This is a genomic window from Saccharothrix syringae, assembly GCF_009498035.1.
In the GTDB taxonomy this organism is placed as follows: domain Bacteria; phylum Actinomycetota; class Actinomycetes; order Mycobacteriales; family Pseudonocardiaceae; genus Actinosynnema; species Actinosynnema syringae.
In genome coordinates this window covers 1,359,530-1,382,387 of the sequence record NZ_CP034550.1, presented here as the reverse complement: position 1 = coordinate 1,382,387, position 22,858 = coordinate 1,359,530, and the positions used below count along the sequence as shown (strand labels likewise).

At 74.3% G+C, this 22,858-nt stretch carries 24 protein-coding genes; 15 read left to right on the top strand and 9 right to left on the bottom strand.

What is annotated here, in order from left to right; translation table 11 throughout:
* The first annotated feature begins 111 nt into the window (after positions 1–111).
* From EKG83_RS06505 to EKG83_RS06490, 4 genes are read left to right on the top strand one after another with little or no spacing between them, the layout of a single operon-like run.
* Entirely contained in the window at positions 112–639 is a 528-nt protein-coding gene (locus tag EKG83_RS06505; RefSeq protein ID WP_153277914.1) for a hypothetical protein, read from the top strand.
* Complete coding sequence (locus EKG83_RS06500) at positions 636–1,709, top strand: peptidoglycan-binding protein (RefSeq protein ID WP_033427684.1); 1,074 nt, start codon at positions 636–638, stop codon at positions 1,707–1,709. Before EKG83_RS06505 ends, EKG83_RS06500 begins: the two co-directional genes overlap by 4 nt.
* Positions 1,706–2,386, top strand: a complete 681-nt coding sequence (locus EKG83_RS06495; RefSeq protein WP_033427685.1) for an ABC transporter ATP-binding protein — start codon at positions 1,706–1,708, stop codon at positions 2,384–2,386. Before EKG83_RS06500 ends, EKG83_RS06495 begins: the two co-directional genes overlap by 4 nt.
* On the top strand, positions 2,383–3,591 hold the full coding sequence (locus EKG83_RS06490) for an ABC transporter permease (protein WP_228122523.1): 1,209 nt from the start codon (positions 2,383–2,385) through the stop codon (positions 3,589–3,591). Before EKG83_RS06495 ends, EKG83_RS06490 begins: the two co-directional genes overlap by 4 nt.
* Positions 3,592–3,653: 62 nt before the next feature.
* On the opposite strand, the gene EKG83_RS06485 is transcribed toward EKG83_RS06490, so the two are convergent.
* Positions 3,654–4,058, bottom strand: coding sequence for a hypothetical protein (locus EKG83_RS06485; RefSeq protein WP_033427687.1), 405 nt, complete (start codon positions 4,056–4,058; stop codon positions 3,654–3,656).
* 251 nt (positions 4,059–4,309) lie between these two features.
* Between EKG83_RS06485 and EKG83_RS06480 the strand changes: the two genes are divergently transcribed.
* Complete coding sequence (locus EKG83_RS06480) at positions 4,310–5,110, top strand: MerR family transcriptional regulator (RefSeq protein ID WP_322746685.1); 801 nt, start codon at positions 4,310–4,312, stop codon at positions 5,108–5,110.
* A 364-nt stretch (positions 5,111–5,474) separates the two neighbouring features.
* On the opposite strand, the gene EKG83_RS06475 is transcribed toward EKG83_RS06480, so the two are convergent.
* Positions 5,475–6,260 (bottom strand): SAM-dependent methyltransferase, encoded by a 786-nt coding sequence (locus EKG83_RS06475; RefSeq protein ID WP_084715930.1) that lies wholly within the window; start codon positions 6,258–6,260, stop codon positions 5,475–5,477.
* 85 nt (positions 6,261–6,345) lie between these two features.
* Here EKG83_RS06475 and EKG83_RS06470 point away from each other — a divergent pair, with 85 nt between their 5' ends.
* Positions 6,346–6,756 (top strand): MarR family winged helix-turn-helix transcriptional regulator, encoded by a 411-nt coding sequence (locus EKG83_RS06470; protein ID WP_033427689.1) that lies wholly within the window; start codon positions 6,346–6,348, stop codon positions 6,754–6,756.
* Between the two features lie 68 nt (positions 6,757–6,824).
* Positions 6,825–7,454 (top strand): hypothetical protein, encoded by a 630-nt coding sequence (locus EKG83_RS06465; RefSeq protein WP_033427690.1) that lies wholly within the window; start codon positions 6,825–6,827, stop codon positions 7,452–7,454.
* Between the two features lie 221 nt (positions 7,455–7,675).
* On the opposite strand, the gene EKG83_RS06460 is transcribed toward EKG83_RS06465, so the two are convergent.
* Complete coding sequence (locus tag EKG83_RS06460) at positions 7,676–9,265, bottom strand: amidohydrolase (RefSeq protein ID WP_084715932.1); 1,590 nt, start codon at positions 9,263–9,265, stop codon at positions 7,676–7,678.
* A gap of 69 nt (positions 9,266–9,334) precedes the next feature.
* Here EKG83_RS06460 and EKG83_RS06455 point away from each other — a divergent pair, with 69 nt between their 5' ends.
* Positions 9,335–10,282: a methionyl-tRNA formyltransferase gene (locus EKG83_RS06455; protein WP_033427691.1), complete on the top strand. Its 948-nt coding sequence runs from the start codon at positions 9,335–9,337 to the stop codon at positions 10,280–10,282.
* Here the strand turns inward: EKG83_RS06455 and EKG83_RS46755 are convergent.
* The 3 genes from EKG83_RS46755 to EKG83_RS06440 all read right to left on the bottom strand — a co-directional run bounded on the left by EKG83_RS46755 (position 10,266) and on the right by EKG83_RS06440 (position 12,924).
* Positions 10,266–11,177 (bottom strand): hypothetical protein, encoded by a 912-nt coding sequence (locus EKG83_RS46755; RefSeq protein ID WP_051764413.1) that lies wholly within the window; start codon positions 11,175–11,177, stop codon positions 10,266–10,268. The two genes, EKG83_RS06455 and EKG83_RS46755, sit on opposite strands and share 17 nt — an antisense overlap.
* Before the next feature lie 68 nt (positions 11,178–11,245).
* Positions 11,246–11,899 (bottom strand): response regulator, encoded by a 654-nt coding sequence (locus tag EKG83_RS06445; RefSeq protein ID WP_033427692.1) that lies wholly within the window; start codon positions 11,897–11,899, stop codon positions 11,246–11,248.
* Positions 11,896–12,924: a sensor histidine kinase gene (locus EKG83_RS06440; protein ID WP_033427693.1), complete on the bottom strand. Its 1,029-nt coding sequence runs from the start codon at positions 12,922–12,924 to the stop codon at positions 11,896–11,898. The genes EKG83_RS06445 and EKG83_RS06440 overlap by 4 nt, the downstream gene beginning before the upstream one ends.
* 71 nt (positions 12,925–12,995) lie before the next feature.
* Between EKG83_RS06440 and EKG83_RS06435 the strand changes: the two genes are divergently transcribed.
* Positions 12,996–13,667: an HNH endonuclease family protein gene (locus EKG83_RS06435; RefSeq protein WP_033427694.1), complete on the top strand. Its 672-nt coding sequence runs from the start codon at positions 12,996–12,998 to the stop codon at positions 13,665–13,667.
* A 187-nt stretch (positions 13,668–13,854) separates the two neighbouring features.
* Here EKG83_RS06435 and EKG83_RS06430 read toward each other — a convergent pair whose 3' ends face one another.
* On the bottom strand, positions 13,855–14,646 hold the full coding sequence (locus EKG83_RS06430) for a hypothetical protein (RefSeq protein WP_033427695.1): 792 nt from the start codon (positions 14,644–14,646) through the stop codon (positions 13,855–13,857).
* A 150-nt stretch (positions 14,647–14,796) separates the two neighbouring features.
* Here EKG83_RS06430 and EKG83_RS06425 point away from each other — a divergent pair, with 150 nt between their 5' ends.
* From EKG83_RS06425 to EKG83_RS06400, 6 genes are all read left to right on the top strand, one after another.
* Positions 14,797–16,281 (top strand): CYTH and CHAD domain-containing protein, encoded by a 1,485-nt coding sequence (locus tag EKG83_RS06425; protein ID WP_033427696.1) that lies wholly within the window; start codon positions 14,797–14,799, stop codon positions 16,279–16,281.
* A gap of 97 nt (positions 16,282–16,378) precedes the next feature.
* On the top strand, positions 16,379–17,971 hold the full coding sequence (locus tag EKG83_RS06420) for a beta-N-acetylhexosaminidase (RefSeq protein WP_033427697.1): 1,593 nt from the start codon (positions 16,379–16,381) through the stop codon (positions 17,969–17,971).
* A gap of 131 nt (positions 17,972–18,102) precedes the next feature.
* Positions 18,103–18,702 carry a DUF402 domain-containing protein gene (locus tag EKG83_RS06415; protein ID WP_033427698.1) on the top strand — a complete coding sequence of 200 codons (600 nt, stop codon included), beginning with the start codon at positions 18,103–18,105 and terminating at the stop codon, positions 18,700–18,702.
* Positions 18,699–19,313, top strand: a complete 615-nt coding sequence (locus EKG83_RS06410) for a nucleoside/nucleotide kinase family protein (protein ID WP_194282998.1) — start codon at positions 18,699–18,701, stop codon at positions 19,311–19,313. The genes EKG83_RS06415 and EKG83_RS06410 overlap by 4 nt, the downstream gene beginning before the upstream one ends.
* 15 nt (positions 19,314–19,328) lie before the next feature.
* Positions 19,329–19,598 carry a DUF6412 domain-containing protein gene (locus tag EKG83_RS06405; protein WP_033427819.1) on the top strand — a complete coding sequence of 90 codons (270 nt, stop codon included), beginning with the start codon at positions 19,329–19,331 and terminating at the stop codon, positions 19,596–19,598.
* 42 nt (positions 19,599–19,640) lie between these two features.
* The gene (locus EKG83_RS06400) at positions 19,641–20,324 is read left to right on the top strand and encodes a YidC/Oxa1 family membrane protein insertase (RefSeq protein ID WP_033427699.1); all 684 of its coding nucleotides are present in this window, start codon (positions 19,641–19,643) and stop codon (positions 20,322–20,324) included.
* On the opposite strand, the gene EKG83_RS06395 is transcribed toward EKG83_RS06400, so the two are convergent.
* Positions 20,233–21,261: a fatty acid desaturase family protein gene (locus tag EKG83_RS06395; RefSeq protein WP_033427700.1), complete on the bottom strand. Its 1,029-nt coding sequence runs from the start codon at positions 21,259–21,261 to the stop codon at positions 20,233–20,235. The genes EKG83_RS06400 and EKG83_RS06395 overlap by 92 nt on opposite strands.
* A gap of 33 nt (positions 21,262–21,294) precedes the next feature.
* Entirely contained in the window at positions 21,295–22,836 is a 1,542-nt protein-coding gene (locus tag EKG83_RS06390; protein ID WP_033427701.1) for a PucR family transcriptional regulator, read from the bottom strand.
* Positions 22,837–22,858 lie beyond the last annotated feature (22 nt).

Below are 22,858 nucleotides of genomic sequence, written 5' to 3'. Positions count from 1 at the left end.
AAGCGGGTCTAAGCAAACCATAAGCGTGACCCTTACGGTCCAGAGATCCGCTTCCGGGTAGAACAACCGACAAAGCCGGTTCGCTTTCGGAGGCGATTCATGGTTACCCGCTTGATCACGACAATGCTCGCGGCGGCGTGCGTACTGGCCGCGGCCGCCTGCGCCAAGGAGGAACCGCTCGGCGTGCCGTCGGTGTCGAGCGCCTCCCCCACCAGCGAGGCCGCTGCCGCCGGCAGCACCGACGGGCAGGACGCCTTCACCCGGTGCATGAAGGAGAACGGCGTCGACATCGAGGCACAGGGCACCCCGGACGACGAGAACCAGCCCGAGGCGCAGGGCAGCGCGGCGCCCGGTGACCAGCGCAAGCAGCAGGAGGCACTGGACCGGTGCCGGCGGTTCCTGCCCGACGGCGGGGCGGCGAAACCGATGGGCGAGGAGGCCCTGGCACAGGCCCGTGAATTCGCCAAGTGCATGCGCGAGAAGGGCGTCGAATACCCCGACCCAGATCCCAACCAGGGCGCTGGCGAAGGTGTTTCACGAATTCCCGAGGGAATTGACATCAACGACCCGGCCATCCGGGAGAAGATGGCCGACTGCTCGCGCCGGACGAACGGGTTGACGCCGGAGAGCACGCGGTGACCGAAGTCGAGCCGCAGGGGCGGGGGGCGCTCCGCCGGCGGCGGCGGCGGCTCCTGCTGGTCGCGGTGGTCCTCGCGGTCGCCGCCACGGTCGGGGTGGTGCTGTTCACCCGGGTGGCGACCAGGCCGGAACCGGCGGCGCGGCCGACCGCGCCGCCACCCGCCACCGCGAAGGTCGTGCGGACGGACTTGGTCGACCGGGTCGAGGTCGACGGCACCCCGGGGTACGGCGCCGCGACGCCGCTGTCCGGGCGCAAGCAGGGCACCCTGACCTGGCTGCCGGAACCGGGGAAGGTCGTCGACCGCGGCCAGCCGCTCTACGCGGTGGACGCGGTCGCGGTGCCGCTGCTGATCGGCTCGACGCCGCTGTACCGGGAGATCCGCGCCGACGTGCCGGCCGGGCCGGACGTGAGGGTGCTCCAGGAGAACCTGGTCGCCCTGGGCTACGCCGAGGCCGGTCCGCCGGACGGGAAGTTCGACGCGGGCACCGGCCGGGCGCTGCGGAAGTGGCAGAAGGCCGCGGGCCTCCCGCAGAGCGGCGTGCTGGCGCAGGGCGACGCGCTGGTGCTGCCGGCGGCGGTGCGGGTCGACCGCGTCACCGCGCAGTTGGGCGCCGCGGCGGAAGGGGAGCTGATGGAGGTCACGGGCACCGAGCGGTTGGTGACCGCCGAGCTGGAGAAGTCGCGCCGGGACTACGCCCCGGCGGGCGCCGCGGTCGAGGTCCGGCTGCCGGACCGGCGCACCGCCGCGGGGACCGTGCGGTCGGTGGCGACCGCCTCGGCCGAGGAGGGCGAGACCAAGCTGGTGGTCACGGTCGCGTTCGCCGACCCGGCCGCCGCGCCCGAGTCCGGCCAGGTCGTGGTGGTGCTGACCGGCGCTCGGCGCGACCAGGTGCTCGCCGTGCCGGTGCGGGCGCTGGTGGCGCTGGCCGAGGGCGGTTACGCCGTGGAGGTGCTGCGCGACGGCGGGCGGTCGCTGGTGCCCGTCGAGCCGGGCATGTTCGCGTCGGGCCTGGTCGAGGTGACCGGCCCGGGGCTGGTCGAGGGCGCCGAGGTGGTGGTGGCGTCGTGACCCCGGTGCTCGAACTGGACGGGGTGGCCAAGGTCCACCCCGGCGGCGTCGCCGCCCTGCGCGGCGCGTCGATCGCGGTGGGCGCGGGCGAGCTGGTCGCGGTGGTCGGGCCGTCGGGTTCCGGCAAGTCGACCATGCTGCACCTGATGGGCGCGCTGGACCGGCCCAGCGCGGGCCGGGTCCTGGTCAACGGGCACGACGTGGGCGCGCTGCCCGACCGGCGGCTGTCCGCGCTGCGCGCGTCGTGGCTGGGCTTCGTGTTCCAGCAGTTCCACCTGACCGAGGGGCTGACCGCGCGGGAGAACGTGGTGGCCGCCCAGGTCTACCGCGGCGTGCCCCGCCGCGAGCGCCGGGCCCGCGCCGACGCGGCGCTGGCCCGGGTGGGGCTGACCCACCGCGCCGACCACCTGCCCGCGGAGCTGTCCGGCGGCGAGAAGCAGCGGGTCGCGATCGCCCGGGCCGTGGTGAACCGGCCGTCCGTCGTGCTGGCGGACGAACCGACCGGGAACCTCGACTCGACCTCCGGCGGCGAGGTGCTGGCGCTGCTGCGCGAGCTCAACGCCGAGGGCACCACGGTCGTGCTGATCACGCACGACGGGGCGATCGCCGCGGCGGCGCCCCGCCGGGTGGAGGTCTTCGACGGCCGCATCCGGCTGGACACGGGGTGGCGGCCGTGACCGAACTCCCCCGCCCCACCCGCCTGTCCCCGGCCGACGTGCTGCTGCTGGGCCTGGTCGGCCTGCGCACCCGCCTGGTGCGCACCGCCCTCGCGGCCCTGGGCATCGCGATCGGCATCGCCTCCCTGGTCGCCGTGGTCGGCATACCGGCGTCGAGCCAGGCCGCGCTGCGGGCGCAGATCGCCGCGCTGGGCCCGAACCTGCTGACCGTCTCGCCGGGCAACGACCTGTTCAGCTCGACCAGGGCGAAGCTGCCCCCGGACTCGCCGGCCATGATCAGGCGCATCCCGCCGGTCGAGGCGGTGTCCGCGACCGGGGCGACCACGGCGACGGTGCGGCGCAGCGACCTGGTGCCGCGCGCGGACAACGGCGGCATCCGGGTCGCGGCCGGCCGGCTCGACCTGCTCGACGTGGTCCACGCCCGGGTCCGGACCGGGCGGTTCCTCACCCCCGCCACCGAGCACTACCCCGTGGTGGTGCTCGGGGACCGGGCCGCGCGCGTGCTGGGCGTCGAGCTCCCGGCCGCCGGGCCCACGCCGCTGGTGTGGATCGCGGACCGGTCGTTCGCGGTGGCCGGGGTGCTGGAACCGGTGCCGCTGGCGCCGGAGATCGACGGGTCCGCGCTGGTCGGGTGGCCCGCCGCCGAGCGGTACCTCGGCTTCGACGGCACCCCCGGCCTGGTCTACGTCCGGGCGCGGGAGCAGGCCGTGGAGGCGGTGAAGTCGGTGCTGGGCCGCACGGTCAACCCGGAGCGGCCGAACGAGGTGCTGGTCAGCAGGCCGTCGGACGTGCTGGTGGCCCAGCGGATCACCGAGCGCGCCTACTCCGCGCTGTTCCTGGGGCTCGGGGCGATCGCCCTGCTCGTCGGCGGCATCGGCGTGGCCAACACCATGGTCATCTCGGTGCTCGAACGGCGGCGGGAGATCGGCCTGCGCCGGGCGCTGGGCGCGAGCAGGCGGCAGGTCCGGGCCCAGTTCCTCACCGAGTCGGTGGTGCTCGCCGGGATCGGCGGCGCGGCGGGCGCCCTGCTCGGCACGGCGGTCACGGCCGGCTACGCGGTCGTCCAGGGGTGGCCCGCCGTGCTGCCCGTGCCGGTGCTGCTCGGCGGGGTCGGCGCCGCGACGGCCATCGGCGTGCTCGCCGGCGTGTACCCCGCGGTGCGCGCGGCGCGGCTGCCGCCCACCGCAGCGCTGGCCGATGCCTGAGCGCGCGGGGGCGCGGTCCCCGGCCTGGGACCGGGGACCGCGCGGTGGGGGTGTTGCCGGGATCAGCCGGTGTACTGGATGCCGGACGAGACGCGGTAGTAGCCGGACGGGCAGATCTGCAGGAAGTACCACGAACCCGTGCCGACCCACGCGCTGTAGTACGTGTAGCCGTTGCTGCACTGCAGGTAGGAGCGGATGTAGCCGGAGTACACGTTGCAGTAGCGCTCGACGGCGTTGCTGTAGAGGTAGCTGGTGCACGCCCAGCTCGCCGCGACCGACGGCTGCGAGTCGGCGGGGGCGGCCTGGGGCGCGGCCTGGGGTGCGACGGCCTGCACGGCGGCGGACTGCACGGCGGGCGCGGCCGACGCCGCCTGCACCGCGGCGGACGTACCCGCGAAGAACGCTAGCGAGACGACCAGCATCTTGAGCGCCCGCACGAGGAACGTGCGGTTCTGGGTGTCAATCATCGGCGGCCTGTCCTCCCTCTATCGTGCCACCCGGTATCGGGCGACATCTCGGACGCCGAGAATTCTGACCACGAATCCCGCAGCTCAGCAGAGTTGGAAGTAAATACTTCCAGGTTCGCACAATTGCCCGAACCCCAATCCCGCCGCTAGCACGGGAGCACCGACGAGGGAAGCACCGGAAGCGCTTCGTTCCGGGAGCCTGCCGGTTGCCGGCGGGCATCGCCCTTTCGGATCAACCCCGCACACTGCTTATGGTTTGCTTATGCGCCCGGTGGCAGACTGCTCCGGGCATCGCCGTCGTACACTGGGGAACAATCCGCCAGATTAAGGCTTCCTCGGATTGGTCCCCGCATCGAAGGGGGAACGCGATGGAGAGCGCCGATCTTCTCGCAGACCGTTCCAACACTCCGTGGAGACCGACGGCGGGTTCCCTTCACCGGAAAAGGGACACCCGCCTGATGAACGTCAATCAATTTGCCGCAGAAATCGGGGTGACCACCCGGACCGTGCGTTCCTACCACGCACGCGGTCTGTTGCCGCAGCCCGTCCGGGTGGGCCGGACGCCGTACTACCTGCGCGCCCACCTGACCCGCATGCGGCACGTGCTGCGGTTGCAGCGGCAGGGCCTCTCGCTGGACGCCGTGCAGGCCCTGCTGGAACCGGACGCCTGCCTGGTGCGGCTGCTGCCGGTGGGCCGCGCGGTGACCGAGGCGCTGCGCGAGCGGCCCGACCTGCTGGCGGCGATGGTGGCCAACGGCATCCTGGTCAGGCGCGCGGACGGGACCGTGGAGGTGCGGGCCGCGCGCGCCGTGCTGACCGCGCGCACGGCGGGCGTGTCCGCGGTCGCCGCGCTGGCGCTGCTCGCCGAGGTGGCGGAGACGCTGGCGCCGCAGGCCGACGACGTGCTGGAGGCCGTCCGCCGGATGGCCTCCTGGACCCGGACCGGCCCGACGCCCTGCTTCGACGACCTGGTCACCCTCGCCGTGGAGGTGGTGCGGGCGCGCATCGCGCAGGCGGTGCGGCGGGAGGAGGCACCCGGCCGGCCCGCCTGAGGGCCGGGGTCACGCGGTGCGGCGGCACGTCCTGGCGCGGCACGGCGAGGTGGCGGCGGAACCCGCGGTGACCGGGGCCGCGTGCGCGGGGAACCGGTCGCGCCCGGCGCGCTCGTCCAGGCCGGCGCAGTCGCGCGACTCGGCCTGGACGGGGTGGGCCCGTGCAGCCCGGCGGCACGCCCGGGCCGCGCGCGATGCCGGTGAGCGCGTCGCGGGACTCGACCCGGCCGCCGGCCAGGACGCGCTCCGGGGGCACCCGCCCCGACCGGGTCGGGGGGAGCCTCGGCGGCAGCCGCACCTGCCGGGTGGCAAAACCACGACATCGGCGGCGACCGGTGGTCCCCGATCACTCGGAGGTGCGAACTCAGCGCCTGCGGCCGACCGCGGCCAGCCCGGCGAAGCGCTCGGGGTGCTCGTCGACGTCCTCCGGCGTCTCCGGCCGCCACAGCGGCAGGTGCACCACACCCGGCTCCACCAGCTCGAACCCCGCGAACAACGCCTCCACCTCGGCCTTCGAGCGCATGGTCATCGGGGTGGTGGTGCGCTGCCGGTACAGGTCGGTGTGCGCGTCGGCGTCGCGCGGGGCCTGCCCGTCGCCCGTGGCGTGCGAGACCACCAGGAAGCTGCCGGGCGGCACGGCGTCGCGGTAGGCGGCGACCACGTCCGCGGCGCCGTCGGCCACGAAGTGCAGGACCGCGACCATCATCACCGCGACCGGCCGGGACAGGTCCAGCAGCTGCTGGGCGGCCAGCACCTCGGCCGGGTGCCGCAGGTCCTCCTGGACGACGGCGGTCTGCCGGTCGCCGTCGAGGATCGTGCGGCTGTAGGTGACCGCGACCGGGTCGTTGTCGACGTAGACCACGCGCGCCCCGGGGTCGGCGGCGCGGGCCACCTCGTGGACGTTGCCCACGGTCGGTATGCCCGAGCCCAGGTCGAGGAACTGGGTGACCCCCCGGGCCACGCAGAACCGCACGGCCCGGCGCAGGAACGCCCGGTTGGCCCGCATGATCATCGGCACTTCGGGCCACATCCGGATGGCCTGCTCGGCCATCTCCCGGTCCACGGCGAAGTTGTGCGCCCCGCCGAGGTAGTAGTCGTACACCCGGGCCGCACTGGGTCTGGTCAGGTCGATGTCCGGTCGTTCAGCCACGCTCGGCTCCTTCCCGGTCGCAGCTTAGGCCCGCGCCGAGCGGCATAGGATGGGAGGCCCACAGCTTCGTCCCAGGGGGTCGTCGTTGTCCGTTCACGCCACTTGGTCGGGTCTGCGGGCGTTGCACAACCGGATCAACGCGAACCTGGAGCGCGCCCTGCAGCGGCGGTTCAACTTCGGCATGTCGGAGTTCGTCGCGCTGTCCGCGCTGGCCGGTGCGCCGGAAGGCGAGCTGCGGATGCAGGAGCTGACCGAGGTGGTCGGGCTCAACCAGAGCTCGGTGAGCCGGCTGGTCGCCCGGTTGGAGCAGTCCGGGCTGACGTCGCGGGAGCTGTGCGAGACCGACCGGCGCGGCGTGTTCAGCTGCATCACCCCCGCCGGGCGGCAGGTGCTCGACGAGGCGGAGCCGTTCTTCGAGCACACCCTCACGGCCATCTTCGAGGAGGTCGCCGAGGACCCCGAACTGGGTCCGCTGCTGGCCAAAGTGCGTGCTTGAGGACGGTTTTTTGTCGGACCCCCGGAGTAGAATCGAACACGAGTTCGATCGCCCGAGGGGAGCCTGCCGTGGCACTGGTCAGCGTCACCGCCCTGTCCTTCACCGAGTACGCCATGAGCGGCCAGCGTGGCCGGATCAGCATCGTCAACGATCAGCGCCGGATCTACCTGTCGTCGGGGCAGTGGGTCGCGGGCTTCTACAACCCGATGCGCGACGCGATGCGCCGCGCCGCGAACTCGCCCGACCCGGAGGCCGAGCTGGAGAAGGCGATCGGGGTGGCGCTGGACTCGCCGCGGGCCGGGCAGCTGCGGGCGTTCCAGGAGCTGCGGGACGGGTTCCTGCCCTGGTTGCTGGACACGCGGGCCACCGGCATCCCGGTCGGGTCGACGCGGTGGTTCGCCGGTGAGCTGGAGCTGCGGGTGCGGCCGCACCTGGGGCTGCTGGCGCCGGACGGGTCGCGGGCCGCGGTGCTGGTGTACGTCAAGGAGCCGCCGCTGACCCAGGAGGCGGCGAACGTGGCGCTGCGCGTGCTGCAGCAGAGCATGGACGACGTGCTGCCCGACGCCACGCCGCTGGTGCTGGACGCGCGGCGCGGGCGGGCGTTCCGGATGTCGCGGCGGACGAACCTGGCCAAGCTCGACGCGCTGATCGCGGCCGAGGCGGCGGGGTACGTCGTGCACTGGCGGATGAGCGCCTGACCCCGCCCGCCGGCCGGTGGCCAGGTCGCCGGCCGGCGCGCGGGGTCGAGGGAGCCGAGGAGGGCCGAGGGGGACACGGGGGTCGGGGCCGGACCGAGGGCCCGAACCGAGGGGGCGGGGCGAGGGGTCGGGGGCGGCGCGGGGTCGGGGCGGGTCGGCACAGGTCCGGGCAGGTCACGGCCGGGTCGGCACAGGTCGGTGTTGGTCAGGGTCGGCCCGGGTCACTCGCCGCCGAAGCCCCCCGCGTCGTGGGCGAAGTCGCCGCCCACCACCGTCGCCAGCACCTCGATGTCCCCGATCCGCGACACCTCGCACCTCAACGGGTCGTCGGCCAGCACCGCGAAGTCGGCGAACCGCCCCGGCCCGACGCTGCCGAGCACGTCCTCCCGCCGACAGGCGTAAGCGGCGCCGAACGTGTAGGCCCGCAGCGCCTCCTCCACCGACACCGCCTCGTCCGGCCCGACCGCCGTCCCCTCCCGCGACAGCCGCTCGACCATGAACTGCACCGCCCGCAACGGCTTCCCGTCGGCCACCGGCCGGTCCGAGCTGCCCGCCACCACGATCCCCCGGTCGAGGAACGCCCGCCCCCGGTACAGCCACGGCGCCCGCTCCGGCCCCATGATCCGCGAGTAGTCGTCCCCGTAGGCCCACAGGAACGTCGGCTGGACCACCGGCACCACGTTCAGCTCCGCGATCCGGTCCACCTGCTCGGGCCGCACCAGCCCGCAGTGCTCGATGCGGTGCCGCGCGTCCGGCCGGGGCACCGCGTGCTGGGCGTCGGCCAGCGCGTCGAGGGCGAAGTCGATCGCCCGGTCCCCGATGGCGTGCACGGCCAGCTGCCACCCGGCCGCGTGGCCGTCGACGATCGCGGCGTGCATGAGCGACGGGTCGTCCTGGAGCTGGCCGGCCGTGTCCATGCCCTCGTACGGCGAGGTCAGGGCCGCCGTGCGGGCGATCATGCCGCCGTCGGTCCACAGCTTGAGCGCGCCGATGGACAGCCGGTCGCCGCCCAGGCCGGTGCGCAGGCCCAGCGGCACGGCCCGGCGGATGCCGTCGGCGAGGTGGGCGACCACGGGCTCCAGCCGGTCGGCCGAGACCATGAGCTGGACGCGGATCGGCAGGTCGGCGCGCTGGTACGCCTCGACCTCCAGCGGGCTGCTGCCGATCAGGCCACCACCGACCCCCGCCTCGGCGGCCAGCACCACGCCCTCGCGGGCGCACTGCGCCGCGCCGAGCGCGACGTCCGCGGCGATGTCGTCCAGCGAGTACGGCAGCCGCAGGGCCCGCACCGCGGTCTGGGCGCCCTCGGCCAGGAACCCGGTCGGCCTCCCCTCGGCGTCGCGCTGCGCCTCCCGCAGCACGTGCGCGGGCAGCACGTCGAGCACGTCGCCGCTGACCACGCACGCGTGCCCGGACAGGTCCTGCACGTAGACCCGCGGGCCGACCAGGTCCAGGTCGCGGGAGGTCAGCGGCCGGTCCAGGGCGCGGTGGTCGTACCCGGCCACCTCCAGCCAGTCGGAGGTCCGCGGCGCGGCGCGCAGCACGTCCAGCACCTGGACCACGGTCGCGCACGAGGAGATGTCGGGGGTCCGCGAGGCCCGGCCGGCCCAGGCCAGGTGGTTGTGCGCGTCGACGAACCCCGGCAGCACCACCGCCCCGCCCAGGTCGACCACCCGCCGGGCGGGCAGGTCCGCCACGGCGTCGTCCAGGCCGACCACGCGTCCCGCCCACGTGCCGATCACGGTGGCCGCCGGGTGGGCCGGGTCCAGGGTCACGACCCGTCCGTTCACGAACTTCTGGTCCAGGATCACCCGCGCAGGCTAGCGAACACCAACTTAGGTTAGGGTGCGATAACTTAGGCGAGGCTAAGGAGAGCGCCCATGCGCGTCGTCATGTTCGGCTACCAAACCTGGGGTCACCGCACCCTCCAGGCGCTGCTGGACTCCGAGCACGAGGTCGTCCTGGTGGTGACCCACCCCAAGAGCGACCACGCCTACGAGCGCATCTGGAGCGACTCCGTCGCCGACCTGGCCGCCGAGCACGGCGTCGAGACGATCATCCGCAACCGGCCGGACGACGACGAGCTGTTCCAGCGGCTCAAGCAGGTCGAGCCGGACGTCATCGTCGCCACCAACTGGCGCACCTGGATCCCGCCCCACATCTTCACCCTGCCCAAGCACGGCACGCTGAACGTGCACGACTCGCTGCTGCCCGCCTACGCGGGCTTCTCGCCGCTGATCTGGGCCCTGATCAACGACGAGAAGGAGGTCGGCGTCACCGCCCACATGATGGACGAGACGCTCGACGCGGGCGACATCGTGCTCCAGCGCGCCGTCCCGGTCGGCCCCCGCGACACCACCGCCGACCTGTTCCACAAGACCCTCGCCCTGTTCGGCCCGATCACCGTCGACGGCCTGGCCGAGATCGCCAAGGGCCGCACCGACTTCCTCAAGCAGGACCGGTCCAAGGCCAGCTTCTTCCACAAGCGCGCCGAGGAGGACCTGCGCATCGACTGGACGTGGGAGGCCGACGAGCTCGACCGGCTGGTCCGCGCCCAGTGCGCGCCGTACCCGAGCGCGTTCTGCTTCCACAGGGGCAAGCGGCTGGAGATCGTCGAGGCCGAGGTGTCCGAGGGGCGCTACGGCGGCACGCCCGGCCGGATCTTCTACCGCGAGGGCGACGGCGTGGCGATCGTCGCCGGCGCGCTGGCCCGCCGCGGCCGCAACCACGCGCTGCTGGTCAAGCGGGTGCGCACCGAGGACGGCCGCGAACTCGGCGCCACCGAGTACTTCACGCACATGGGCGGGTACCTCACGAGCCGCCCCTGACCGCGAACCGCCGCACGGCGAACAGCGAGGCCCACGTCAGCACGACCAGCACGGCGTGGGCCAGCAGGGGTGCCGGGGCCTTCTCGACCAGGATCCAGCTCATCCACGTGCAGGTGACGAGGGCGCCGGCCGCCGCGGCGAAGCGGTGGGCGGCGCCCCACCGCGTGCCGCGCCCCCACCACAGCCCCGCCGCGGCCGCCGTCGCCGGCCAGCCCAGCTTCAGCGCGAACCCCGCCCAGTCCTCGGGCACCGACACGAACAGCGAGGACACCAGGAACGCGCCGACGCCCACCACCCACGGCCGGGGCACCGGCCGTTCGACGCGCGGGCGGGGGCGCGGCAGCAGCGCCACCGCGACCAGGGCCACCACGACCGCCGCGGCGCCGACCCGTTGCGCGGGCGAGGCCAGGAAACCCTCCTGGCGCAGCAGGAACCGGTGCACCAGCAGCGAACCGGCGACGAACACCAGCGCATACCCGACCAGGCCGGCGCGACCCGGCCACGGCCCGGTGCGCCGCCGCCACGCCACCGTCTCGACCAGCGCGATCGGCACGCCGATGCTCCACACCGCGTGGCCCACCACGAACGCCAGCGAGTTCACCGCGCTGATGCCCAGCGCGGGCACCGGCGTCACCGCCTGGAAGTCGTGGCCCTCGAACGAGGGGTTGAACAGCGACTGGTCCAGCAGGCCGGCCTCCAGCACGCCGTAGGCCAGGCCCAGCACCAGGATCGCCGGCCAACCGCGGCCGGTGCGGCGGGCGACCTCGCGGACCAGCACCGCTCCCCCGCCGTACATCGGCGCCAGCACCACCAGCGCGGGCAGCTCGGACACCGGGACGTTGCCCAGCACGTACTCGCCGACCAGCGGCGCCAGCAGGAACAGCAGGAAGCTCACGCCCGCAGACGCTAGGAACCGCGGGCGCCGGGCACATCGGGCGCGGGAACGGTCTCCGGCCTCCCCCCTCAGGCGGAGGCCGGGCGCACCAGGCCCACCTCGTAGGCGAACACCACGGCCTGCACGCGGTCGCGCAGCCCCAGCTTGCGCAGCACCGCCGACACGTGCGTCTTCACCGTCGCCTCGGTCAGCACCAGGTGCGCGGCGATCTCGGCGTTCGACATCGCCAGCGCCACCAGGCGCAGCACCTCCACCTCCCGCCCGGTCAGCACGTCCAGGGCGCGGGGCGGCGGCGCGGGCAGCGCCCGCACGAACCGGTCCAGCAGCCGCCTGGTCACCGACGGCGCCAGCAGCGCGTCGCCGCGGGCCACCACCCGCACCGCCTCCACCAGCTCCACCGGCCGCACGTCCTTGAGCAGGAACCCGCTCGCGCCGGCGCGCAGCGCCTCGTACACCGAGTCGTCCACGTCGTAGGTGGTGAGCACCAGCACGCGCGCCCCGGAGCCGGAACCGACGATCCGGCGGGTCGCGGCCAGGCCGTCCACGCCCGGCATCCGCACGTCCATCAGCACCACGTCCGGGTCCAGCGCCGCGGTCAGGTCCACCGCCTCCGCGCCGTCCGCGGCCTCGCCGACCACGTCGAGGTCGTCCCGCGACTCCAGGATCATCCGGAACCCGCCGCGCACCAGCGCCTGGTCGTCGGCGATCAGCACGCGGATCACCGGGCGGCCGCCAGCGGCAGGCGGGCGCGCACGCCGAACCCGCCGTCGGGCAGCGGGCCTGCTTCGACCGTGCCGCCGAGCAGCACGGCCCGCTCGCGCATCCCCGGGATGCCGCGGCCGACGCCGACCAGGCCGCCGCGGCCGTCGTCGCGGACCTCCAGCTCCAGCACGCCGGGGCCGCCGCGCACCGACACCTCCACCCGGCTCGCGCGGGCGTGGCGCAGGGTGTTGGTCAGCGCCTCCTGCACGATCCGGTACGCCGACTGGTCCACGCCCGCGGGCAGCGGCACCGGCTCGCAGCGCACGTCCACCCGCAGCCCCGCCGCGCGCAGCGGCTCGACCAGGTCGGCCAGCCGGTCCAGGCCGGGGCGCTCGGCCGGTCCGCCCAAGAGCTTGCGCAGCTCGTCGAGCGTGGCGCGGCCGGTGGCCTCGATCGCCCGCAGCGACTCGCGCGCCCGGTCGGGCCGGTGGTCGAACACGTCGTCCGCGGCGGCCGCCTGCACGACGATCACCGACACGCCGTGCGCGATGACGTCGTGCAGCTCGCGCGCCATGCGGGCCTGCTCCTCGGCCACGGCGCGCTCGGCGGCCCGCGCGGTGGCGCCCCGGCGGTTCTCGCCCAGCAGCCACGACAGCGCGGCGACGGCCATCACGAAGAAGGTGTCCTCGTCGGTGGTGGTGCGGAAGTTCAGCGAGACCACGCCCAGCAGCAGGGCCAGGGCGGGCAACGAGACCAGCGGCGGCCTGGCGGCGGCGAGCGCGCCGACGGCGAACAGGGCGGCGAGGGGGAACACGGTCATCGGCGCGACCACCTGCACGACGAGGCCGCCCGCGAGCGCGACCCCCATCACGGCCACCGGGTGGCGTCGGCGCCACCACAGCGCGGCACCGCAGGCCAGGGCCGACAGGGCGGCCGACGCGGTGACGAGGTGGCCGTGCTGAGACGTGCCCAGGACCACCCACGCGGTCAGCAGCGCCGTGCCGGCCGGTATGACCACGTCGAACGCCGTTCGAATCCCCCGCACGGGTGGCGATTATCCCGGAGTGGTTCGGATCCGGTGTTTGCGCGACGGCCGTCATCACTGATCATTGGTGCATGAGCGGCAAGCGATCGAGCACGGCGGCCGGCATCGTCCTGTTGATCGCCCTGGTCGTCATCGGCTTCTACCTGGCCCAGGACAACGACGACACCGGGCCACCGGGAGGCGCGCCGTCGGCGACCAGCGAACCCGCCGCGCCGGGTGACGACCCGGCGGCGCAGCTCGCGGCGCTGACCGTGGCGCCCGAGGGGAAGATGACCGGCTACAGCCGCGAGCGGTTCCCGCACTGGAGCAGCCAGGGCGACTCGTGCGACACGCGCGAGATCGTGCTGCAGCGGCAGGGCTCGGACGTGCAGACCGACGGCGAGTGCCGGGCCACGTCCGGGACGTGGGTCAGCCCGTACGACGGGGTGACCGTCACGAAGGCGGGCGACCTGGACATCGACCACACCGTGGCGCTGGCCGAGGCGTGGCGGTCGGGTGCGGACAAGTGGACCGACGAGCAGCGGGAGAAGTTCGCCAACGACATGGGCGGGTTGCAGCTGGTCGCGGTGACGGCGAGCAGCAACCGGTCCAAGGGCGACCAGGACGTGGCGAAGTGGAAGCCGCCGGTGGAGGCGTACTGGTGCACGTACGCGCGGGCGGTGGTGTCGGTGAAGACGGCCTACTCGCTGAGCGTGGACGAGGCCGAGCGCGACGCCCTGGCCGCGATGCTCAAGACCTGCTGAACGTCGAACTCGGGGGTCCCGAACGTTCGACACGACGGCTCCGAACGTTCGACTCGCGCGGCTTGAGCGCATGACACGCGTGGTCTGAGCGCATGACACGCCGGGGGGTTAAGGCCGGCATTCGGGCGTGTCATGCGTTGGGAGCCCGCGTGTCATGCGTTCGGAGGCCGGGTGTTGTGCGTTGGGGTCAGGGGCGCAGGGCGTCCAGTTGGTCCACCAGGTCGGTGTACGCCTCGGCTCGGCGGACCCAGGCGGCGAAGCCCGAGGTGGCCGAGGGGACCTCGCCGAGGGGGGAGACGGGGTCGGTGACGCCGTACTCCAGGCGGTAGGCGATCAGGGCCACGGCGGCCTCCACCCAGGGGGTGGGGTCGGGGTTGGTGATCTCGCCCAGGCCCACGCGGAACCACAGCGGCATGCGGGCGTCGGCGGCCAGGGCGCGGGTGAGGCGCGCGCGGGCGATGTCCAGGATCTCCAGGCGGGCCTTGTCGCCGGCGATGACCGCCTCGGCGCGCCACGGCTCCTCGGCGGCGGCCTGGTCGGCGGCCAGGCGCTCGGCCGCACCCGCGGCGGCCACCTCCTGCATGCCCATCTGCCACTCCAGGTTGTCCACCCGGTGCTGGAGCTGGTCGCGCTCGATGCGGGGCAGCCGGGTGGAGGTGAGCCTGGCGACCAGGGTGTCGCGCTCCTGCCGCAGCGACTCGTACTCGGCCACCTCCGAGCGCAGGTCGGCCCGCCACGAGTCGGCCAGCAGCTCCTGCTCGGCGTCCCACGCCGCGCGCAGCGCCGCCGCGGTCTCGGCGATGTCGTCCACCGCGTCCAGGTCCTCGTCGGGTCCCGAGCCCGCGCCGGAGAGCCTGCTCTCCAGCACGCGCAGCCGGGTGTTCACCCGGTTGAGCTCGACCTTCAGCGCCTCCGTGGTGGCGACGAGGTCCGCGACCGTCGGCTCGACCTCGTCGAGCCGCTCCTTCTCCGTGGGCACGTGGACCAGACAACCCCATGAAGGGGCCCCGTCCAGGTGCCCGGGGCGAAAACCACGCGGACGGTCCGACGCAAACCCCCGGCAAGGTTAACGACCGGTCACCCATGGTGATGATGACTGAAACGTGACCAAAGGGTGTATGCCTGGTGCATGGCGAGGTCGGTACACGAGACGGAACGCAAGTACGAGGCGCCCGACGGGACCTCGCTGCCGGACCTGGGCGGCCTGCCCGGGGTCGCCGCGGCGGCGGGGCCGGAGGAGCAGCGGCTGGAGGCGGTCTACTACGACACCGCCGACCTCCGGCTGGCCCGCGCCGGGCTGACGCTGCGCCGCCGCACCGGCGGGGACGACGCGGGCTGGCACCTCAAGCTGCCGGTCGGCGGCGACACCCGCGAGGAGGTGCGGCTGCCGGCGGGCCGCGCGGCCGAGCACCCGCCCCGGGAGCTGGGGTCGCTGGTGCAGGCGCACGCCCGCGGCGGCGAGCTGTCGCCGGTCGCGCGCATCCGGACCACGCGGCACCGCTGGCAGCTGGTCGACGGGAAGGGCCGGCTGCTCGCCGAGGTGGTCGAGGACCTGGTGTCGGCGCAGGACACCGCCGACGAGTCGCGCGTCGACTCGTGGCGGGAGTTCGAGGTGGAGCTGGGCGAGCGCGGCGACACCGGGCTGCTGGACCGGGTGGAGGCCCGGCTGTCGGACGCCGGGATCGTGCGGTCGCGGTCGTCGGCCAAGCTGACCCGGCTGCTGGGCGACCGGCTCTCCCCCGCCGCGCCGGCGCCGGCCGTCGGCACGTCCGCCGGTGACGTGGTGCGCGCCTACCTGCGCGAGCAGGTCGAGGCGTTGAAGCACCAGGACCCGCGGGTGCGCCGGGGCGAGGACGACGCCGTGCACCAGATGCGGGTGGCGACGCGGCGGCTGCGCAGCGCGTTGCAGGCGTTCGGCGCGGTGGTGGCGCGCGACCGCACCCGCGAGCTGGTCGGCGAGCTGAAGTGGCTCGCGGGCGTGCTGGGGCAGGCCCGCGACCTGGAGGTGCTGCGCGACCGGTTCGAGCGGGGCGTGGGCGAGCTGGAGGACGAGCTGGTGCTCGGCCCGGTGCGGGCCCTGCTGACCAGGCACTTCTCCCCGCTGGAGGCCGCCGCGCACCAGTCGGCGGTGGCGGCGCTGGACGGTTCCCGGTACTTCGCGCTGCTCGACGCGGTCGACGCGCTGGTCGAGGACCCGCCGTTCACCCCGCTGGCGCGCCGCAAGGCCACCAAGGTGCTCCCGGAGCTGGTCGACGACGCCTACCGCAGGCTCGCCAAGCGGGTCGCCGCCGCGCACGACGACACCGGGCTGCACGAGGCGCGCAAGGCGGCCAAGCGGCTGCGCTACTCCGTCGAGGTGGCCGCGCCGGTGTTCGGCAAGCGGGCCAGGAGGTACGGCAAGCGGCTCAAGGACGTGCAGACGCTGCTGGGCGACCACCAGGACAGCGTGGTGGCGCGGCCGGTGCTGCGGGAGCTGGGCGCCAAGGCGCGGCTCGACGGCGAGAACGGCTTCACCTTCGGCCTGCTGCTCGGCCTGGAGACCGCGCGGGCGCGGGCCCTGGCGGAGCGGTTCGCCGCCTCGTGGCCGGACCTGGGCCGGCCGAAGCTGCGCTGACCCCGATTGGTCTGGACCTTGACACCTCCTGGTGGGGCTGTAACGGTGAATCCGGCCGCCGCCCCTGAAACCCGCACGCCTGCCAGGAGGACGTCAGGTGTCCAGAAAATCGGAAGGCGCCGCGAGGCGCGGGCTCGGCCGGGCGCTCGCCGCCCTGCTGCTCCTGGGCTCGGTCGGCGCGGCGGCACCCGCACAAGCAGCCCCGGAGAACCCCTTGCGCCACATCGTGCCCGCTCCCGTGGAGGTCACCCCGCGCCCCGGCGCGGCCTTCACCCTCGGCGCGGACACCCGCATCCACACCCAGCCCGGCTCGGCCGACGCCCGGCGGGTCGGTGAGTTCCTGGCCGGCGTGCTGCGCCCGTCCACGGGCTACCGGCTGCCGGTCGTGCCCGGCGCGTCCACGCGGGGCATCGCGCTGCTGCTGACCGGCGCACCCCGGGAGGTCGGCGACGAGGGCTACCAGCTCGACGTGACCCGCGCCGGCGTGGTCGTCCGGGCGCGCACGGCCGCGGGCCTGTTCGCGGGCGTGCAGACCTTCCGCCAGCTGCTGCCCGCCAAGGTCGAGGCGAAGACCCGGCAGCAGGGCCCGTTCACCGCGCCGGGCGGCCGGGTGCTGGACCACCCGCGCTACGCCCACCGCGGCGCGATGCTCGACGTGGCCCGGCACTTCTTCAGCCCCGACGAGGTCAAGCGGTACATCGACCAGATCGCCCTCTACAAGGTCAACCGGCTGCACCTGCACCTGACCGACGACCAGGGCTGGCGGCTGGAGATCAAGAGCTGGCCGAGGCTGGCCACCCACGGCGGCAGCACCGAGGTGGGCGGCGGCCCCGGCGGTTACTACACCCAGGAGCAGTACCGGGACCTCGTGGCCTACGCGGCGGCCCGGCACATCACGGTGATCCCGGAGATCGACATGCCGGGCCACACCAACGCCGCGCTCGCCTCCTACCCGGAGCTGAACTGCGACGGCGTCGCGCCGCCGCTCTACACCGGCATCGACGTCGGCTTCAGCTCGCTGTGCATCACCAAGGACATCACCTACAAGTTCGTCGACGACGTGCTGCGCGAGGTCGCCGCCCTGACCCCCGGCCGGTACATCCACATCGGCGGCGACGAGGCCCACGCCACCACCGACCCGGACTTCGACCTGTTCATCGACAAGGTCGTGCCGCTGGTCGCCAAGCACGGCAAGGTCGCCTCCGGCTGGCACGAGTTCGTCAAGGCGGGCCCGCCTGCCGAGGCGGTGGCGCAGTTCTGGGGCACCAGGACCACCGCGCCCGACGTGGTCGCCGCCGCCGCGCGGGGCAACGGGATCGTGCTGTCGCCCGCCAGCAAGGCGTACCTGGACATGAAGTACGACGCGAACACCCCGCTGGGGCTGAGCTGGGCCGGGTACACCGACGTCGAGGACGCCTACGACTGGAACCCCGGCGCCTACGTCGAGGGCCTGCCCGGGTCGGCGGTGCGCGGGGTGGAGGCCCCGCTGTGGAGCGAGACCCTGACCGACTCGGCCGGCGTGGAGTTCATGGCGTTCCCGCGCCTGCCCGCGATCGCCGAGCTGGGCTGGTCGCCGTGGTCGACGCACGACTGGGCGTCGTTCAAGGTGCGGCTGGCCGCGCAGGCCGAGCGGTGGAGGGTGATGGGCGTCAACTTCTACGCCTCGCCGCAGGTGCCCTGGAACGGCTGACGGGGGTGGGGGAGGCGGCCGGGAGAGCCGCCTCCCCCGCCGGTTCGGCCGGTCCTGTTCCCGGCGGGAGGGTCGGTGCCGGGAGGCGACCACGGCCGCCGACCGGCCGGCCGTTGCCTAGGCTGTGCGGCATGGGGCACTTCCGACCGGGGGACACGGCACTGCGGCGCGAGGTGCTGCACGGCAGGCCGTGGTCGGTGACGCCGACCCGGGTCGTGCTCGACGAGCCGGGGCTGCTGGTGGTGTTCACCGCGCCCGGCACGGTGTTCGGGTTCCCGGAGCACCCCTGGCCGCACCACTGGCGGACCCTCGGCCGGACGCACTGGCGCGGCACCGGCAAGCTCCAGCTGCACCGGCCCGGCGACGCCTACTCGGTCGACCTGTACTGGCAGGGCGAGCAGCGCCGGTTCGCCGGCTGGTACCTCAACCTCCAGGCCCCGTTCCGCCGCACCCCGCTCGGCTTCGACACCCTCGACCACGCGCTGGACTACTGGGTCCCGGTCGACGGCCCCTGGGAGGAGCTGGACCGCGACGAGTTCGAGCAGCAGGTCGCCGAGGGCAAGTACGACGCCGCGCAGGCCGACGCGATCCGCGCCGCCGGCAAGGACGTCGAGGCCATGCTGACCGCCGGTGCCACGTGGTGGGACCCGGCGTGGGCGGACTGGGCACCGGACCCCGGCTGGCCGGTGCCCGTGCTGCCCGCCGGCTGGGAGGACTACCCGCTGCCGTGAAGGTCGTTCCCCTCACCCCGCGGGCGCTGGTGGACGAGCTGGTCGCGCGGGTCGACGCGCTGCCGCGCCCGGCGTGGGCCCGCGTGCTGCTCGACGGCGCGCCGCCGACCGACCCCGGCGGGCTGGCCGACCGCCTGGTGGAGCCGCTGCGCGCGGCGGGCCGCCCGGTGCTGCGCGTGTCGGCCGGCGACTTCCTGCGGCCCGCGTCCGTGCGCCTGGAGCACGGCCACCACGACCCGGACTCGTTCCGCGACTCGTGGCTGGACGTGGGCGGGCTGACCCGCGAGGTGCTGGACCCGCTCGACCCCGGCGGCTCGGGCCGGGTGCTGCCCGCGCTGTGGAACGCGGCGGCGGACCGGGCGCACCGCGCCGACTACGTGGAGCTGGGCCCGTCCGGGGTGCTGCTGCTGGACGGCACGATGCTGCTGGACAAGTGGCTGCCCGCGGAGCTGTCGGTGCACCTGTGGCTGTCGCCGGGCGCGCTGGAGCGGCAGATGCCCGAGCAGTGGCGGTGGACGCTGCCCGCGTACGCCTCCTACGAGCCGCACGCCGACGTGACCGTGCGCTACGACCACCCCGCGCGGCCCGCGCTGGTCGGTACAGTGGACTAGAGGGAGGTGGGGGACGTGGACCGGCTGCGGTTGCTGCTCGCGGTGTACCTGCCCGCCCTCTACGCCCTCGCGCTGCTCCACTCCCCGACCGAGGTGATCGCCGCCGTCACGGCGGTGGCGCTGGTCGTGCTGCTGCTCACCGCCGCGCCGGTGGTGCACGCCGCGCCCGCGTGGGTGCGGTCGCTGTCGATCCGCGAGAAGTCGCTGCGCGCCGCGTTCCTGCGGCTGCGCGACCCCGACGCCGCCGGGCGTCCCCGTCCCAGGGCACCGGGACTCGGCCGATAGGCCGCCAGTCCCCCTTCCCAGCTCTGCAGACGGAGTCGTCCCTTGTTCCACGCCCTGGGCTCAGCCCTGGCCGGGTTCGCCACGCCCGCCCTGGCCATCGTCCTGTTCACCGCGGCCGTCAGGCTGCTGATGCACCCCCTCAGCCGCGCCGCCGTGCGCGGTGAGAAGGCCCGCGCCGCACTGGCGCCCCGACTGCGCGAACTGCACCGCAAGCACGGCAAGGACCGGGTCAAGCTCCAGGAGAAGACCCTGGAGCTGTACCGGGACAGCGGCACGTCGCTGTTCGCGGGGTTGCTGCCCGCGCTGGTGCAGGTGCCGTTCTTCATGGTCGTGTACCGGCTGGTCACCACGCCCAACCCGCTGCTCGACGGCACGCTGCTGGGCGTGCCGCTGGGCACGCACTGGTGGGGCACGTGGGCGCACACGCCGGTGTTCGCCGGGCTGTTCGCCCTGCTGACCGCGGTCGCGTTCGCCACCTCGCGGTGGCAGGCGGCGGTCGCCCGGAAGACCCGGGAACAGGGCGGCGGCGGGCCGCAGCCGCCGTTCGCCCGGCTGCTGCGGCTGATGCCCTTCGGCACCGTGCCGATCGCCGCCGCCCTGCCGCTGGCCGCCGGGGTCTACCTGCTGACCACCACTACCTGGACCCTGCTGGAGCGAGCTTTCCTGTACCGCGCAGTTCAGCCCCCGCCTCGTGCAGGTGCTTCAGCACGTACCCGTACGAGGTGAACAGGCCGCACTCGGCGTAGGACACCGAGTTGCGCAGGCAGAAGTCCCGGACCAGCACCTGCGCGCGCCGCAGGTGCGGCCTGGGCATGCTGGGGAACAGGTGGTGCTCGATCTGGTAGTTCAGGCCGCCGAGCAGGAAGTCGGTGAACCAGCCGCCGGTGACGTTGCGCGAGGTCAGCACCTGCTTGCGCAGGAAGTCCAGCTGGTGGCCCGCCTGGAGCACCGGCATGCCCTTGTGGTTGGGCGCGAAGGAGCAGCCCATGTAGATGCCGAACAGGCCCTGGTGGACCGCGATGAACACCACGGCCTTGAGCGGCGACATCACCAGGAACACCACCGCCAGGTAGCCCACGACGTGCACGGCCAGCAGCGCCAGCTCCAGCCGCCACGCCTTGACCTCGCGGCGCACCGCGGCGGCGGTGCTGATGGCGTGCAGGCTGAAGCCCTCCAGCAGCAGCAGCGGGAAGAACAGCCACGCCTGGTGCTTGACCACGAACCGGAAGAAGCCGCGCTTGCGCTCGGCCTGCTCGGCGCTGAACGCCAGCACCGCGATGTCGACGTCCGGGTCGTCGTCCTCGTGGTTGGGGTTGGCGTGGTGGCGGTTGTGCTTGCCCATCCACCAGCCGTAGCCGACGCCGATGAGCAGGTTGCCCAGCAGCAGCCCGGTCGTCTGGTTGGCGCGGTGGTCGGCGAAGACCTGCCGGTGGCCGGCGTCGTGGCCGAGGAAGGCGATCTGCGTGTAGACCACGGCCAGTGCCGCGGCGACCACGAGCTGCCACCAGGAGTCGCCGATCAGCACCAGCGCGGCGCCGAGGAGCGCCAACGCGCCCACCGCCGCGACGAGGTACCGGACGTAGTAGCCGATGCGGCGGTCGAGCAGACCTTGCTGCTTGACCAGCCGGGAGAGTTCAGCGAAGTCGCTGCCGCGGGTGCTCACCCGCCGGAGGGTACGGCGCGGGCGGTTCCCGGCTCAGGGCAGCCTGAGTTGCAACTGCGCGAACAACCGGAACAGCGGGTCGCCCAGGTCGAAACCGCCGACCTCGGCGGCCCGCCGGACCCGGTACCGCAGGGTGTTCGGGTGCACGTGCAGCCGGGCCGCGGCGGTGCGCACGTCGCCGAACTCGTCCAGGTAGACCAGCAGGGACCGGGCCAGCTCCGGGTCGAGCCCGGCCAGCCGGGGGTCGCGGACGCGCGGGTGCCCGGCCAGCAGCGCCAGGGTCTCGCCGACCAGCACGCGCGAGCGCACGTCGGCCAGGGTGGCGACGTCGGCGTCCAGGTCGCGGGCCATCGCGTCGAGCACCCGGTCGGCCTCCTCGCGGGAGACCATCACCTCGTCCACGGTCGGCACCGTGCAGCCGACCGCGGCCTGCACCCGCAGGCCCGTGTGCCGCCCGGCGGCGACCACGATCTCCCTGGTCAGCGCCAGCAGCGGCGCCTTGGGCGGCAGGTCGGGCAGCAGCGCGTAGGTGCGGCCGGACCGCTGGCTGACCAGGGCGGTGCGCCGGTAGGCGGCGGCGTGCACGGAGATCAGGCTGGTCATCTCGGCGCGGCGCAGCTCGTGCTCGGTGCGGTCGGCGTGCTCCTGCCCGCGCAGCGCGAACACCACCACGGCGGCGGGCCGGTCCGGGTCGGCGCCGATCTGCTCGGCGATCGACCCGGCGTCGGTGCGGCCGTCGAGCAGCGCGGCGAGCAGGTCCTCGCGGAAGGCGACCGCGGGTTCGCGCCGCTGCACCAGGTGCAGCGCGGTCACCCGGGCCGCGCCGAGCAGGGCCCGCTCGGCCTGCCCGGTCAGCGGCGTGGCGCCCTCCTGCACCCAGATCGCGCCCAGCGGCTGCGCGCCCGCGTGGACGCCCACCGCCAGGCGGCGGCGGATGCCCAGCTCCGGGTGCTCGTCGATGCGCACGACCTCCTCGCCGGCGCGCAGCCGCTGGTAGACGCCCCACTCGCGGAGCATCTTCAGGTACGGCTCGGGCCCCTGGCGGCCCAGGATCGACAGCCGCCGCAGCTCGTCCACCTCGTCGGAGGAGCGGGAGTAGGCGAGCACGCGGCTCGCGGTGTCCTCGATGGTGACGATGCCGCCGGTCAGCGAGGCGATCGTCTGGGCCAGGCCGAACAGGTCGCCCGACGCCTCGCCCGCGCCCGCGTCGGCGGTCAGCCGGGCGTTGTGCACCACGCCCCGGGCCAGGGCCTCCAGGTGCTCCCACCGGACCTCGGGCCGGACCGCCAGCAGGGCCACCCCCGCGTCGGTCGCGGCCTGCCGCAGCACCGGCGCCGGCGCGTCGACCTTGACCGCCACCGCCGCCGCTCCCCCGGCCCCCGCCGCCCGGACCAGCGGCAGCGCCGCGCGGCCGCGGGCGCCGACGACCAGCGCGAGGTCGCCCGGCCGCACGTCGGGCGCGTCGTCGGGGTCGAGGATCACCACGTCGAGCACGTCGGCCTCCAGCCCGCGCGGCGCGGCCTGCACCTCGACCAGCGGGTCACCGAGCGCCATCAGGACCTGACGCAGACTCATCCTTTTGTCCATTCCTACAACG